Genomic DNA, 14,618 nt, shown 5'->3' on the forward strand with positions numbered 1-14,618 from the left:
CATCCGTCGTCGCCGGGGCCGATGCCTTCAGGTGCGGGGGTGGTGGTCGGCTCGTGGAGGCGGGCCCCGGCCCGCTTCTCATGTTCCGACGCCAACACCGCTGCATTTACTGCGGGTTACTGCAAAAAGGCATTGGTCTATACCTTGACTGGAACCCGTCCCGAACGCTTGGGTGTGCGTACACCCCGCAACGGCGTGCCCAGAGCGGACCCCCGGTGTCCCCCTGGGTCCCACAGGCATGCCCGTTGACGCGCGAAAGGGAAAAATTCTCGTGCTCAGATCACGTATGAAGGCGCTCATGGTCGGCGTCGTCGCCGTCGGATCGCTCGCGGCCACGGTGCTGATGCCCGCCGCGACGGCGAACGCCACGACCCCGAACGAGTGCGCCGAGGCGCCCGCCTGGTCCGCCGGGGCGAACTACAGGACCAACGACATCGTCAAGTACACCGATGGCTCGGTCTACATCGCGGAGCGCAACAACCCGGGCTACAACCCGGTCGTCAGCACCTACTACTGGGACAAGTACGTCTGCGGCACCGGCACCGGCAACCCGCGCCACAACAGCTTCGTGGTGACCGAGGCCCAGTTCAACGAGATGTTCCCGCGCCGGAACCCCTTCTACACGTACCAGGGCATGGTGGACGCCATGCGGGCGTTCCCGAAGTTCGCCAACACCGGCACGGACACCATGCGCAAGCAGGAGGCCGCGGCCTTCCTCGCGAATGTCGGCCATGAGACGGGCGGCCTCTACTACATCAAGGAGATCAACGAGGCCAACTACCCGCTCTATTGCGACCGCGACCAGCCGTACGGCTGCCCGGCGGGCCAGTCCGCGTACTACGGCCGCGGCCCCATCCAGCTCAGCTGGAACTTCAACTACAAGACCGTGGGCGACTACCTCGGCAAGGACCTGCTGAACAACCCCTGGCTGGTCGAGCAGGACCCGGAGATCGCCATGATGACCGGCCTCTGGTACTGGAACACCCAGGACGGCCCCGGCCCGATCACCGGCCATGACGCGATGGTCAGCGGCGCCGGCTTCGGCCAGTCCGTGCGTTCCATCAACGGCGCCCTGGAGTGCGACGGCAAGGGCCCGCAGTATGTGCAGAGCCGCGTGACCCGCTACGAGCGCTTCACCCGGATCCTCGGCGTGCCGACCGGCCCGAACCTGTACTGCTGATCCATCCCCGGCCGATCCCCGGCTGATCCCCGGCTGATCCAGCAGGGGGAAGGGGCCCCGGACCTCAAGGTCCGGGGCCCCTTCCGCATGACATCCGGCCCGTCAGAGCCCGCGGGCGACCTCGGTGGCCCAGTAGGTGAGGATCATGTCGGCACCGGCCCGCTTGATACCGGTCAGGGTCTCCAGGATCGCCTTGTCCCGGTCGATCCAGCCCTTCTCCGCGGCGGCCTCGACCATCGCGTACTCCCCGCTGATCTGGTACGCGGCCACCGGAACGTCGACCGACTCCGCGATCTTCGCCAGCACGTCGAGATACGGCCCGGCGGGCTTCACCATCACGATGTCGGCGCCCTCCGCCAGGTCGAGCGCCAGCTCGCGCAGGGACTCCCGGACATTGGCCGGGTCCTGCTGGTACGTCTTGCGGTCCCCGCGCAGCGAGGAGCCCACCGCCTCGCGGAAGGGACCGTAGAAGGCGGAGGAGTACTTGGCGGTGTAGGCGAGGATCGACACATCCTCCTTGCCGATGGTGTCCAGGGCGTCCCGGATCACCCCGACCTGCCCGTCCATCATCCCGCTGGGGCCGACCATATGGACCCCGGCGTCCGCCTGGACCTGGGCCATCTCGGCGTACCGCTCCAGGGTGGCGTCGTTGTCGACCCGGCCCTCGGCGTCCAGCACCCCGCAGTGGCCGTGGTCCGTGTACTCGTCCAGACAGAGATCCGACATGATCACCAGATCGTCGCCGACCTCGGCCCGGACATCCCGGATGGCGACCTGGAGAATGCCGTCCGGGTCCGTACCCGCCGTACCGAACCCGTCCTTCTTGGACTCCTCCGGCACCCCGAAGAGCATGATCCCGGCGACCCCGGCCTCCCGGGCCTCCACCGCCGCCTTCCGCAGCGTGTCCCGGGTGTGCTGGACCACCCCGGGCATGGCGGAGATCGGCACCGGCTCGGCGACACCCTCCCGCACAAACGCGGGAAGGATCAGATCGGCGGGGGCCAGCCGGGTCTCGGCGACCATGCGCCGCACAGCGGGGGTGGTCCGCAGCCGTCGGGGCCGGGCCCCGGGGAAGGATCCATAGGCACTCATGCCTCTACGCTACGCCCCGCGCCCGGGGTCCCCGTCACGGGGAGCCCGGGTCCGGGGGCCCGGGGGAACCGGGTCCCGAGCGGTGGGGAGCCCGGGTCCGGGGCCGCCCTCGGGCCACCCTCAGGAGCGCTCCCCCGCCGCCCTCAGGGCACCGCGCAGATGGATCACGCCACCGATCTCGGCGACATTCTTCGCCAGCTCGAAGTTGACCCAGGCGGCGATCTCGGCGAGCGTCAGCCCCTCACCGAAGGGCAGCCCCCGGGTCCGCTCCGCGGAGTCCAGCTCCCCGTCACCGAGCGCCACCAGCTCCGCCCGCCAGCGCCCCTTGAGCCCCTCCAGCCACTCCACGGCCTCCCGGCCGCCGCCGGGCCAGCCGATCTCCTCCCTCGGCGGCGCCCCGTCCCCGAAGCAGTGCTCCAGGACGGTGGTCCACCAGTAGCCGATGTGCCAGGTCAGCCAGGCGACCGTGGTGGTGGGCACCGGCTCGGGCTCCACCTGGGCCCAGTCCGCCACCCAGCGCCCGGCCGGGTCCTTCCGTACCGTCCACGCCCCCGGGGCCGGCTCCCAGAGACACATCTCGTCGTCCACCGCCCCCGCATGGTGCTCGAACAGCGCCCACACCATGTCCAGTTGCCTGATCAGAAGATCGCCCCGCGCATCGTCCATCCGCCGACCCTGCCACCGCCCCACCCCCCGCTCAACCGCATTACCGGCCGAGGGCCTCCCCGACGGCCCGGCACAGCTCGGTCCACTCGGCGCGCGCGGCCGTGAGCTGGGCCTGCTGCAACTCACGGCCGAGGAGCCGCACATCCACCCCGTGACGGCGCAGGGTGGAGAGCACCCGGCGCGCGTGCGGCTCCGTACCGCTGACGGTGTCGCCGCGCAGCTCGGCCCGGCTGCGCACGGCGTGCAGGATGCCGGGCCCCGCCGAGAAGGCGCTGTTCCAGGCCACCAGCTCCTCCAGGTAATGGACCGCGTCCCCCACCGGCGCCTCGGGCGACGACCAGACGAAGTGCAGGGGGCGGGCGCCCGCGCGGACCAGGGAGCGCCAGCGGGCACCGTCCATCAGCTGTTCGCGGCGGTGGTGCAGCAGCCGGGCGATGGCCACCGCCCAGTCCTCGCTCGGCCCCGCGGGGCCGAGCCGGGCGGCGATCGACTCGTCCAGCAGCCGCAGCGGGACGGAGGCGGTGAAGTGGATCCCGGCCGGATCGTGGCCGGCGGCGCGGGCCCGCTCCAGACCGGTGAGGAACTCCTCGAAGAGCAGGTCGAACTGTTCGAGCGAGAACAGCGAGCGGACATCGACACCGATGCCCCGCGCCAGCAGATCGCCGACCAGCGCCACCCCGTCCAGGGCCGGGTGCACGGAGAACACCGCGTTGGGCCGGTCCACCGTCCAGCGCATCGCCGAGGCCTCCGCGACCGCCCTGCGGGCGTCGGCACAGGGGTCCAGCGGTACGAAGACACGGGCGCACAGCCCGCCGCTCCCGGAGTGGTGCGGCAGCAGTGTGTCGCAGGCGGTGCGCGCGTCCTCGCAGAGCAGGCTGTGCACCGCCTCACCGGTCGACACCCGGCGGGACGCCAGATCGGCCAGGTGCGCACGGTAGGCGTCGCCGCGGCGGAGGGCCTCGGAGACCGCGGCGGGCTGGACCGCGGCGGCACAGGCGCCGACCTCATGGATCACCTGGGCGAGCCGGCCGGTGCGTTGCAGCTCGCGGGTGACGCCCTCCAGGCGCAGACAGACACCCTCCGCCGAGAGTCTGACCGCCTGCCGGGTCGGCGCGCACAGACCGGTGCGATCAGTCGTCGGGGGAGGGATCGGCGTGGTACACACGCAGGCAGTCCTCGTAGGTGGGTAGCAGACCGGCGGCCTCGGCCGCGGCGAGGGACGGGGCGGCCTCGTCCCGGAGCGACCGGATCGGGGGTCCGGACAGATTCCAGGGAAGGTCCAGGGCGGGGTCCAGGGCATCGACGTCGATGATGGTGCCGTGGACGTACTCCTGTGTGCACAGGTAGTTCACGCAGGTGTCGTCGGCGAGGGCGACATAGGCCAGTCCCAAGCCGTCGGGCAGATACAGGGCGGTCGCGGTGTGCGGGTCCTGCCGGACGACATCATGGTGGCCGAAGGTGGGTGAGCCCACCCTGAGGTCGACGACCATGGTGAGCGCGGCGCCCCGTACACAGGTGACGATCTTGCCCTGGCCGGGCGGCAGTGCGGTGCCGTGGATACCGCGCAGCACACCTCGGTGGGAGACGGTGAAATGGACCTGTCGCACCTCGAACGCGTGACCGGTGGCCGCGCGCAGCGATGTGTGGCGCAGCGCCTCGTAGAACAGGCCCCGCTGGTCGGGAATGGGTTCCGGCTGGATGCGGTAGGCATCGCGGACGGCTGTTTCCGTGATGAGCATGGTGCGATTCCCCTGTCGTGCGGGGTGCGCGGAGCGCGGGCGGAGGGGTTCAGCCGGTGGACGGCGGCAGCTCCCGGGTCGTCGGGGTCCGCCGGTCCTGTCCGCCCTATCGAGGAGCCATTCCAGGATCCGGAGTATCCGACCCTGCCGGTGAACTCCTCGGAATTCCGCCGCGGCGGCATACGGCGGTGGAAATGCCCGGGAACAGGGCGGATGAAGAGGCGATGCGAGCCACGCGGAACCCTTCTGCGGGAGTACGGTGCCACAGATTAGGAGGGCGGGTCGGCCGGGGCAATACCGAGGTGACACAGTACGGTTTCCCGCAGATCCGGGCGGGCCGTGGACGTTTCGTCCCGATGTGACACAGTGCCCTTCGGTTCGGCGGCCGACCGCCCGCGCGGCGGGAGGATCCGGTAATGATCATCACTGCGTGCCGCATCTGCGGCAACCGCGAACTCGTGCCGGTACTGGACCTCGGGGAACAGGCGCTGACCGGGGTGTTCCCCACCAGCCGCGACCAGGTCGTCCCCGCGGTGCCGCTGGAGCTGGTCGTCTGTTCCCCCGCCGGGTGCGGGCTGGTCCAGCTGCGCCACACCCCGGATCCCGGGCTGATGTACGGCGCCGGGTACGGCTATCGCTCGGGCATCCGGCCCTTCATGGTCAATCATCTCCGGAGCAAGGTCGCGGCCGTCCGGGAACTGGTCGCGCTGGGCCCCGGGGACCTGGTGGTGGACATCGGCAGCAATGACGCCACCCTGTTGCGCGGCTATCCCGGGGACGGCCCTCGGCTGGTCGGCATCGACCCGACCGGTGAGAAATTCCGCGACCGCTACCCGGAGAACGCGGAACTGATCGCCGAATACTTCTCCCGCGACATATTCGAGGACCGGTTCGGCACGGCACGGGCGAAGGTCGTCACCTCCATCGCCATGTTCTACGATCTGCCGGATCCCCTGCGTTTCATGCAGGACGTCCATGACATTCTCGCCGACGACGGCATCTGGGTCATGGAGCAGAGCTATCTGCCCGCCATGCTGGCCGCCGACGCGTACGACATCGTCTGCCATGAGCATCTTGAGTACTACGCCCTGCGGCAGATCGAGTGGATGGCGGACCGGGTCGGCCTGAGCGTGATCAAGGCCGAGGAGACCGATGTGTACGGCGGCAGCCTCTGCGTCACCCTGGCCAGGAACCCCGGACGGTACCCCCGGGACGAGGCCGGGCTCGCCCGGATCCGGGCGGCGGAGAGCGCGGCGGGTCTCGACACCACCGCCCCCTTCGAGTCGTTCGCCCGGCGGGTGGAGAACCAGCGGGACGCCCTGACCGGCTTTCTCGCACGGTCGCGGCAGGAGGGGCGGACGACCCTGGGATACGGCGCCTCCACCAAGGGGAACGTGATCCTCCAGTACTGCGGGCTGACCGAGCGGGACCTGCCCTGCATCGGCGAGGTCAGCCCGGAGAAGGCGGGCCGCTTCACCCCGGGGACGGGGATCCCCATCGTCTCCGAGGAGGAGGCCAAGCGGCAGAAGCCCGACCAGCTGCTGGTCCTGCCGTGGATCTACCGGGACGGCTTCATCGAGCGGGAGCGGCGCTTCCTCGCCGACGGGGGCAGGCTGGTCTTCCCGCTGCCCGCGCTCGACGTCGTCTGACGACCGCATCGGTCGGTGCACCGCCGACCGATACGCCGCCGGCCGGTGCGCCACCGGCCGATGCGCCACCGACCGGTGCGCCCGCCGGGCTCACCCGGTCCCGGCCGCCGGGGGCAGGGCGACATCGCCGGGGGCGGGGAAGAGGGCGTCCAGCTCGGCCAGTTCGGCGTCGTCGAGGACCAGGTCGAGGGCGCGCAGGGCGGAGTCCAGCTGAGCGACGGTGCGCGGCCCGATCACCGCGCCGCTGATCCCGGGCCGGGACAGCACCCAGGAGAGGCCGACCTCCGCGGGCTCCTTCCCGATACGGTCGCAGAACCGCTCGTACGCCTCGATATTGGCCCGTAGCGCAGGCAACAGCTCCTGCGCCCTGCCCTGGGCCGACTTCACGGCCGTGCCCTCCGCCAGCTTGCGCAGCGCCCCGCTCAGCAGCCCGCCGTGCAGGGGCGACCAGGCGAACACCCCCACGCCATAGGCGCGGGCGGCGGGGATCAGCTCCGCGTCGGCCCGGCGGCACGCCAGGTTGTAGAGGCTCTGCTCGGAGACCAGCCCCAGGAAGTGGCGGCGGGCGGCGGTCTCCTGGGCCGCGGCGATATTCCAGCCCGCGAAGTTGGACGAGCCGACGTAACAGACCTTTCCGCTGGTCACGAGGTGGTCCATGGCCTGCCAGATCTCGTCCCAGGGCGCGGCCCCGTCCATCCTGTGCATCTGGTACAGATCGATGTGGTCCACATCGAGGCGCCGCAGTGACTGCTCGCAGGCCGCGACGATATGACGGGCCGACAGCCCTCCGTCATTGACCCGGTCGCTCATGTCCTCGCCGACCTTGGTGGCGAGGAGGACGTCCTCGCGCCGGACACCGCTCTTCGACAGCCAGCGGCCCACGAGTTCCTCGGTGTGGCCCTTGTGGACGCGCCAGCCGTAGATGTTCGCCATGTCGACGCAGTTGATCCCCCGGTCGAGCGCTTCGCTCAGCAGCCGCGAGGCGTCGGCGTCCTCGACCCGTCCGCTGAAGTTCACCGTGCCCAGCCAGAGCCGGCTCACCAGCGTCGCGCTGCTTCCGAGCCGTGTGTACGGTGTCCGCTTCCGAGCCTCGCTCACGCTCGGCCACTTCCCTTCGACTCGACCATCGGGGCGCGCGGGGCCGGTGCCCGTCACCGCTCGCGCGATGTGCCCGCCTCCGCGGCGAGCACCGCGGCCACCAGCTCCGCCAGCCCTTCGCGCAGGGGCACGACGGGGGACCATCCCGTCACCGCGCCGAAGGCCGCGGGGTCGCATTCCGGGGTGTGGAAGTCGCCCGCTTCGGCGAAGTCGGGCGGCTCCACGGAGAGGACCGGGACGGGCGGCCGTCCCGTCCGTTCGGCGACGATGTCCGCGAGGGTGCGGAACACCTCGCCGAGGGGGATCCGCCGGCCGCTGCCCACGGACCAGTCGCCGCCCTGGAGCCCCGGCAGCCGGTCCAGGGCCCGGACGAAGGCATCGGCGGCGTCCCGTACATGAAGGAAGTCGCGTTCGACGGAGCCGTCGTGCCACATGGTGAGCGGTTCCCCGGCGAGGGCGCGCCGGGTCATCGCCGCGAGCACGCCCCGCCCGGGGGAACCGGAGAGCGGGGAGCGGCCGTACACGGTCGACATCCGCAGGACGACGCCCCGGACGGTGCCCCGTGCGGATCCCTCGCGCAGCACTTCCTCGGCGGCGATCTTCTGGCGTGCGTAGGCGGCGCGGGGACGGCCTCCCGACGGGCCGGCCTGGACGGTACTGGCGAAGACCACCGCGGGGGCGTCACGGGTCCCGAACGCCCGGACGAGGTCGCTCATCAGACCGACGTTGACCCGCTCGGACTCCGCACCGGCCGCGCGCCAGGAGCGGTCGCCGTCCACCTGGGCGGCGAGATGGAGTACGGCGTCGGCTCCCTCGACGACTCCGGCGAGAGCGCCGGGCCGGGCGAGGTCCACCCGGCACCGCTCGATATCCGCCACGGCCTCGGTGGGTACGGGGCCGGCACCCCTCGCCACCGCGCGGATCGAGACCGGCAGTTCGGCCAATCGGTCGACGACGGCGGACCCCACGAATCCGGATGCGCCGAGCACGACGACCAACGGCCTACGGGTGTTCTTCGACTGGTTGAGCAACGCGGCAGCGGGCTTCACTTGGCTCCTTATCCGCTCCTCACCGGTAGGCCGAACCTAGCAGAGGGGTGATCACGTGGACGAGGTTTGACGTGCTAATTCACCGTCCGCGGCGATGAATTGGCGAAGGTTTGTCAGGTCGCCGCACCCCGGGCGCCGAACGGCGGGCGCAAGGCCCCCGGCCGGGTCGTGCGCCGGGGCGGCACGGTTCCCCGGCCACCGCGCAGACCGCTCCGGAAGGGACAAACGGAATCGGCCACGGTGGCCGGACCACCCCCTCCCGGCCACTGTGGGGGCGTACCGCGCCACAACGGTGAACCGGCCACCACCGCGGGCGGCGAAGTGGGTCGCCCGCCGACCTGTGACGGCGCGAACCGGCCGACAAGGCTGAGACCACGACGAGCCCGTCCTCCGAGCGCTGTGCACTCCCCACGGTCCACCCGCCGTGCGCCCCCCTCTCATTCTCCGAGGAGTTTCATGGGGACTCTGATCACCGCCCCGATGACGCACCACGATCCGGCCCGCCCCTTCGAGTCCCACCTCACCCAGGAGCTGTGCGACTCGGTACTGGCCTCACTCCGCCGCCGCGACCAGCGGCACAAGGGACAGCTCTATGTACGGGGCCTGCTGACCACGCAGGGCCGCAAGACCATGCGCAACCTCGCCACCAGCACCCGCGAGCCCACCGCCGCGCAGAGCCTGCACCACTTCATCTCCGTATCCACCTGGGACTGGTCCGAGGTGCGCACCTCGCTCGCCCGGCGGATGGAGAGCGCCCTGGCACCGCACGCCTGGGTGGTACAGCCCATGGTGACCCCGAAGAGCGGGGTGCACTCGGTGGGGGTCCAGCGGCGTTTCATCCGCCGGCTGGGGCAGGCCGTGACCAGTCAGCACAGCCACGGTCTGTGGCTCGCCGGACAGACCACCGCCGCCCCGGTGAACTGGCAGCTGTCCGTGGGCGACGACCGGCCCCGGGATCCGTCACCCGGTGTACGCGGCGGCGCGCCGGAGCCCTCGGACGGCACCCGGCCCGGTCCCGGGGACGACACGGCGATCTCCGTGGTCCTGGAGGCCGCTTCCTGGGGGCTCACCCCACGGCCCGTGGTGATCGACGCCCGGGATGTGCCGCCGGGGCCGCTCATCGCGGCGTTCACCGCCGCCGATCTGCCCTTTCTGCTACGGGTGAGCGGCAACACCCCGCTGCTGGCCCCGGATCTGTCCGGCGGGCAGCGCAGGGTGCTCACGGCTCCGGCCGAGCATCTCGCCACCCTCGCCAGGTCGCAGCAGCGGCCCGTCGACTGGGTCGACCCGGCCATGCCGCAGGTGCTGCGCACCGGTCTCGCCGCCGTACTGCCGGTGCTGTGGCCCGGGACCACCGGTCCCCGTCGCCCCCGTCCGCACGGGGTGTCCGCCGTCGCGCCCCGCCGGTCCGGTGGCGCGGAGCTGCTGCTGATGGGCGAGTGGCAGCCGAACCGGCGCCGGGTGGCGGAGCTGTGGCTCACCAATATGACCCGCGCGGGCCGCGGCACCCTGCTGCGGCTGAGCAAGCTCACCCGCCGGGCCGAGACCGATTTCACCCGTGTCTGCCTCGATGTCGGGGCCCAGGACTTCGAGGGCCGCTCCTACCACGGCTGGCACCGGCATATGACGATGGTCTCCCTGGCCCACGCCGTACGGGTGTTGCAGCGGGAGGACCACGACCACGCCGGTCTCGAACGGTCCGGATGACGGATCACCGGCCGGTCCGGGTGACGGATCACCGCCGGTCCGGGTGACGGATCACCGCCGGTCCGGGTGACGGATCACCGGTCCCCGGAGGTACAGGGACCGGCGTCCGCCGTCGGCGATGTGTGCCGCGTCCTGTGCAGCCGCAGCGCCAGCTGTAGCTCCAGGGCGTGGTCCGGCTCCTGCCAGTCACGGCCCAGTAGCTGGGTGACACGTTCCAGTCGGCGCGAAACGGTGTTCGGGTGGACATACAGCAGCTCGGCCGCCCGGGTGGGGCTGCACGTCGCCCGGAAGTACGCCTCCAGCGTCTCGACGAGCACGGTGAAGCGCTGGCTGTCGTACTCGATCACCGGGCCGATGGTCCTGTTGACGAATTCGGTGACGTCGTAGTCCTCGGCGAACAGCAGGCCGAGGAAGCCCAGATCCCGTGCGCAGGCCGCCCGCCCGTCGCCGCCCATCGCGATGAGGGCCTCCACACAACGCATCGCCTCCTGGTAGAAGCGCCGGACGCTCCCGGGCCCGTCGGCGGGACCGGCGGCACCCACCGTCACCGGGATCTCCAGCGCGGCGTGGAACCTGGCCGACACCTCGTGCGCCATGGCCGCCGGGTCGTCCCCCGGCAGCAGCAGGACGACACAGTCCTCCCGGCGCATCTTCAGCCCCCGCCTACGTTCCACCCAGGCGGTGACCCAGGACATGGCCTGCTCGGGGACCGGGGTGTCGGGACGGGCGATGACCACGACATGGGGGCGGTCCAGCATCACCTGGAGCCGCCGGGCGCGGGCGACCGCGACCTCCGCCGGATGGTCGATGCTGATCAGATCCTCCAGCAGGTCGTCCCGCCATCGGTGGTCGGCGGGCGCGGACCGCCGCAGCGCCATCACCATGCTGATCACATTGGCCACCGGGAGGAGCAGCTCCGGCGGTCCGGAACACCCCGCCTCGTCCGAGCGGTACAGGAGACAGCCGGGATCGGAGCGGGCGGTCAGCATCGCCATCCAGGTGCCGTCGGCGAGGGCGACGGGCCGCCCGGACTTCTGGACGTCGGCGAAGGCCCGTTCCACCTCCGCCCCGCGGGGCCGGCTCATGGGGCCGGAGGCGCTGATGATCCCGCCGTACCGGTCGTGGACCGCGAGCGCACCCCCCAGCTCATGGGCGCACTGATCGAGCACCTCGGCCAGGTCGGCACCTTCGAGGGCGAGTTGCAGCAGGCGCCGCTGGGTGCGGGCCGAGCGCGGCTCGTCGGGCGGAGGAGCCGCGCCATCGGCCCACCGATCGTGGACGGTCTCGTCCGGCCGCGGCCGGGTCCGGCCCGACTTCACGGCGACGGCCGCTATGTCGGCGAGCGACTGGAGCAGGGCCACATCGCCCGGCAGGAAATCATGGGTGCTGCGGTCCGCCACATAGAGGACACCCAGCTGCTCGTTGTCCGCCCGCAGGGGCACCGACAGCACGGCACGCAGCCCTTCCGCCCGCACCATGCGGTCGACGGTCAGGTCGTGGTCGAAGCGGTCCTCGGTGAGGTAGTCGACCGCCCAGAACGGCCCCTGGTTCTTGACGACGGCTCCGCCGAGCCCGCGCATGACGGGCACCCGCAGGCCGAGGAAGTGCGCGGTGACGGCCCCGTCCACGGCGCTGACCACGACATCCCCGCCGGTCCGGTCCAGCAGGGCGATACAGGCGAGGTCGCTGCGCATCAGCAGCCGGGTCCGCCGGACGATCTGGTCGAGCGCCGCCGCCGGATGGGGGGAGCGGGTCAGCTCCCGCATGACATCGATGATCCCCGCCAGCTCCGCCTCCCGGCGCCGCCCACGGCTGATACGGTCCTCGATCTGCAACGCCAGGCGTTTGGCACGGGCGAGATGTTCGACGGTCTCGCAGTCGGCACCCGCGTCGCTCGCCCGCTGCACCAGCTCCTCGTACCGCCACGCCGACGCGTCCGCGGTGAGGAGCTCCAGGAAGCGCAGCGCCTCCGTGATCCCCTCTAAGCGCTCCTCCACCACAGGTGTCCCCCCTGTCCCTGGTCGTCTGTGCCGGGACCGGAGATCCCGGGGCCCACGCCCCAGGTGCGGAGGGGGCACGGAGGCCGGGCGGGGCCCTGCATGATCGGCCCGGTCCTCGCCCACCGCCGCACCATCGATCACCATCGGTCTCCGGACTCACAGCATCGGTAAAGGTCTCTACCAAGGTTCCCCGCTGCTCACGCCGTAACCGGAAGCGTTCGCCCGGTCACGGCACTAGGATTAAATGATCACCCCGCTCGCCCGTCAAGACGCCCGGCGAAAGCGGTTGATCGCATCAATGTGTTGAGCACGCATCTTTTGATCGCGGACGCCCGGCCCTCCTCGGGGGCCGGACAGAGCCCGGCGGGCCGAGCGAAGGGATCGCGTCGGGAACGGGCCGCGCCGGATCCCCCTCAGTCCCGGACGCCGATGAAGAGCCCGCGGTCGGTGGGGACCCCGGGGAGGTACTCGACGGAGAGCCCCGCCCGGGCGAAGGCCGCCTCGTACCGCTCCCGTTCGAAGAGGGTGATCCGATGGCTCTCCCGCAGATGCTCCACCCCCTGGCCGGGGACGCCGACGAGATAGTCCACATCGATCCGGGTGGCGCCGTCCTCCACCACCGAGTGGGAGAACCGGGCGATCGAACGGCCCTCGGCCTCCACCAGACTCGCGCCGACATATCCCGGCGTGAAGTTCTCCGGGAACCACCAGGGATCCACCAGCACCACCCCGCCGGGCGCGAGATGGGCGGCGAAGCGGCCGATCGCCGCGTCCAGCTCCGTCTGGTCCGCCATATGGCCGATCGAGCTGAACATGCAGATCACCGCGTCGAAGCGGCGGCCGAGGGCGAAGTCCCGCATGTCCCCCCGGTGGATACGGGCACCCGGATTGCGCCGTCCGGCGATGGCCAGCATGTCCGGGGCGATGTCCACCCCCGCCACCTCGGCGAAGATGTCGCCGAGGTGCCGCAGATGCATCCCCGTGCCGCAGGCCACATCCAGCAGGGTGCGGGCCCCGGGATTCCGGGAGCGGACGAGCGCGGCCAGCTCCCCGGCCTCCGCCGGGTAGTCCTTCCCCTTGCCCTGGTGCACCAGGTCGTACAACTGGGCCATGTGGCCGCTGTATTCGAGGATCATGCGTGAACTCCTTGTACGGGGGTCAGCCGCGGCGGTGTACCGAGGTGAGCTGTTCGAGCCGGGGGACGAGCGCGGCCGGAGTGGGCGCGGCGCGCATCTCCTCGCCGAGGCGTCGCGCGCGCTCGGCCGCGCCAGGGCTCTCCAGCACCTGCGCGATGGCGTCCCGCAGGGTGTCCACCCCCAGGCTCCCGGGGGCCAGCTCGATACCGGCACCGGCCTCGGCGAGCTGCCGCGCCTTCAGCGGGGCGTCCCACAGCGAGGCGACGACGATCTGCGGAACGCCATGCAGGGTGGCGGTGAAGCAGGTCCCCGCCCCACCGTGGTGGACGATCGCGGCGCAGCTCGGCAGCAGGGCGTCCAGGGGGACGAAGTCCACCACGCGCACATTTGCGGGGAGGCCCGCGGCCTCCGGGAGCTGCGCGGTGTCCAGGGTGGCGACGATCTCGGCGTCCAGGTCGGCGAGACCGGCGAGCAGCTCGTGGAAGGGCACGTCGTCACCGCCGTAGGTCTCCCGGGTGGAGACCCCGAGGGTGAGACAGACCCGGGGGCGCGTGGGCGGCTCCGCGAGCCAGTCGGGCAGGACCGAGGGGCCGTTGTACGGGACGTACCGCATCGGCACGACCTCGCCGGGCACGGGCAGCCGCTGGCTCGGCGCGCTGGGGTCGATCGTCCACTGCCCGGTGATCAGTTCCTCGACGACGTCCTCGGTGGCGGTGAGTCCATGCCGCTCCAGTGTCCAGGTCAGCCACTCGGCGATGGGGTCCTCGCGCTCCTCGGCGGGGCGCTGTGCGAGCAGCCCGGTGAACTGCCGGCGGGCGTTGAGGACGACGTCGGGGCCCCACAGCAGCCGGGCGTGGGCGGCGCCGACGGCATGCGCGGCGATGGGTCCGGCATAGGTGAACGGCTCCCACAGGACGAGGTCCGGGCGCCAGGAGCGGGCCAGCGCCACCATGTCGTCGATGGTGCTGTCGCCGTTGAGCGGCGCGAAACAGAGGGCCGACATGATCGTCTGCTGTCCCAGGGCGTGCTCCCAGGACTTCGGGGCGTCCCGGGTGTCGACGAAGTCCAGACCCTGCTGGTAGCGGACGATGTCGTCGCCGATCTCCGTGATCAGCTCGATGATGGCGGTGTCGTCCCCCACGGGTACGGCGGTCAGCCCGGAGCCGGTGATGGTGTCGGTCAGCGACGGCTGGCTGGCGACCCGTACCTCGTGCCCGGCGGCACGCAGCGCCCAGCCGAGGGGAACCAGGTTGTAGTAGTGCGTGTTGTGCGCGAACGAGGTCAGCAGAATACGCATCGAGG

Annotated in this window: 12 protein-coding genes; 3 read left to right on the forward strand and 9 right to left on the reverse strand. The window is 71.4% G+C overall.

Annotated elements, in window-relative coordinates:
• The first annotated feature begins 286 nt into the window (after positions 1 to 286).
• Complete coding sequence (locus ABT354_RS11470) at positions 287 to 1,180, forward strand: glycoside hydrolase family 19 protein (RefSeq protein WP_351492606.1); 894 nt, start codon at positions 287 to 289, stop codon at positions 1,178 to 1,180.
• Between the two features lie 102 nt (positions 1,181 to 1,282).
• On the opposite strand, the gene hemB is transcribed toward ABT354_RS11470, so the two are convergent.
• The 4 genes from hemB to ABT354_RS11490 all read right to left on the reverse strand — a co-directional run bounded on the left by hemB (position 1,283) and on the right by ABT354_RS11490 (position 4,677).
• Positions 1,283 to 2,272 carry a porphobilinogen synthase gene (hemB, locus tag ABT354_RS11475; protein WP_351492080.1) on the reverse strand — a complete coding sequence of 330 codons (990 nt, stop codon included), beginning with the start codon at positions 2,270 to 2,272 and terminating at the stop codon, positions 1,283 to 1,285.
• A 120-nt stretch (positions 2,273 to 2,392) separates the two neighbouring features.
• Positions 2,393 to 2,938, reverse strand: coding sequence for a DinB family protein (locus ABT354_RS11480; RefSeq protein ID WP_351492083.1), 546 nt, complete (start codon positions 2,936 to 2,938; stop codon positions 2,393 to 2,395).
• 40 nt (positions 2,939 to 2,978) lie between these two features.
• On the reverse strand, positions 2,979 to 4,103 hold the full coding sequence (locus ABT354_RS11485; RefSeq protein ID WP_351492085.1) for a transaldolase family protein: 1,125 nt from the start codon (positions 4,101 to 4,103) through the stop codon (positions 2,979 to 2,981).
• A complete protein-coding gene (locus ABT354_RS11490) occupies positions 4,069 to 4,677 on the reverse strand; it encodes a dTDP-4-dehydrorhamnose 3,5-epimerase family protein (RefSeq protein WP_351492088.1) in 609 nt (202 codons plus the stop codon). The genes ABT354_RS11485 and ABT354_RS11490 overlap by 35 nt, the downstream gene beginning before the upstream one ends.
• Before the next feature lie 416 nt (positions 4,678 to 5,093).
• Between ABT354_RS11490 and ABT354_RS11495 the strand changes: the two genes are divergently transcribed.
• Positions 5,094 to 6,326 carry a class I SAM-dependent methyltransferase gene (locus tag ABT354_RS11495; RefSeq protein WP_351492090.1) on the forward strand — a complete coding sequence of 411 codons (1,233 nt, stop codon included), beginning with the start codon at positions 5,094 to 5,096 and terminating at the stop codon, positions 6,324 to 6,326.
• 90 nt (positions 6,327 to 6,416) lie between these two features.
• On the opposite strand, the gene ABT354_RS11500 is transcribed toward ABT354_RS11495, so the two are convergent.
• The gene (locus tag ABT354_RS11500; RefSeq protein ID WP_351492093.1) at positions 6,417 to 7,424 is read right to left on the reverse strand and encodes an aldo/keto reductase; all 1,008 of its coding nucleotides are present in this window, start codon (positions 7,422 to 7,424) and stop codon (positions 6,417 to 6,419) included.
• Between the two features lie 53 nt (positions 7,425 to 7,477).
• Positions 7,478 to 8,473 (reverse strand): NAD-dependent epimerase/dehydratase family protein, encoded by a 996-nt coding sequence (locus ABT354_RS11505; RefSeq protein ID WP_351492094.1) that lies wholly within the window; start codon positions 8,471 to 8,473, stop codon positions 7,478 to 7,480.
• 456 nt (positions 8,474 to 8,929) lie between these two features.
• On the opposite strand from ABT354_RS11505, the gene ABT354_RS11510 reads away from it, so the two are divergent.
• Entirely contained in the window at positions 8,930 to 10,180 is a 1,251-nt protein-coding gene (locus ABT354_RS11510) for an IS701 family transposase (protein WP_351492097.1), read from the forward strand.
• A 74-nt stretch (positions 10,181 to 10,254) separates the two neighbouring features.
• Here the strand turns inward: ABT354_RS11510 and ABT354_RS11515 are convergent, their stop codons facing one another.
• The 3 genes from ABT354_RS11515 to ABT354_RS11525 all read right to left on the reverse strand — a co-directional run bounded on the left by ABT354_RS11515 (position 10,255) and on the right by ABT354_RS11525 (position 14,613).
• Positions 10,255 to 12,177, reverse strand: a complete 1,923-nt coding sequence (locus ABT354_RS11515) for a helix-turn-helix domain-containing protein (RefSeq protein ID WP_351492099.1) — start codon at positions 12,175 to 12,177, stop codon at positions 10,255 to 10,257.
• A gap of 416 nt (positions 12,178 to 12,593) precedes the next feature.
• On the reverse strand, positions 12,594 to 13,316 hold the full coding sequence (locus ABT354_RS11520; RefSeq protein ID WP_351492101.1) for a class I SAM-dependent DNA methyltransferase: 723 nt from the start codon (positions 13,314 to 13,316) through the stop codon (positions 12,594 to 12,596).
• A 22-nt stretch (positions 13,317 to 13,338) separates the two neighbouring features.
• Positions 13,339 to 14,613 carry an activator-dependent family glycosyltransferase gene (locus ABT354_RS11525; protein ID WP_351492103.1) on the reverse strand — a complete coding sequence of 425 codons (1,275 nt, stop codon included), beginning with the start codon at positions 14,611 to 14,613 and terminating at the stop codon, positions 13,339 to 13,341.
• Positions 14,614 to 14,618: the final 5 nt, after the last annotated feature.

The organism is Streptomyces sp. NPDC000594, assembly GCF_040299965.1.
Lineage (GTDB): Bacteria > Actinomycetota > Actinomycetes > Streptomycetales > Streptomycetaceae > Streptomyces.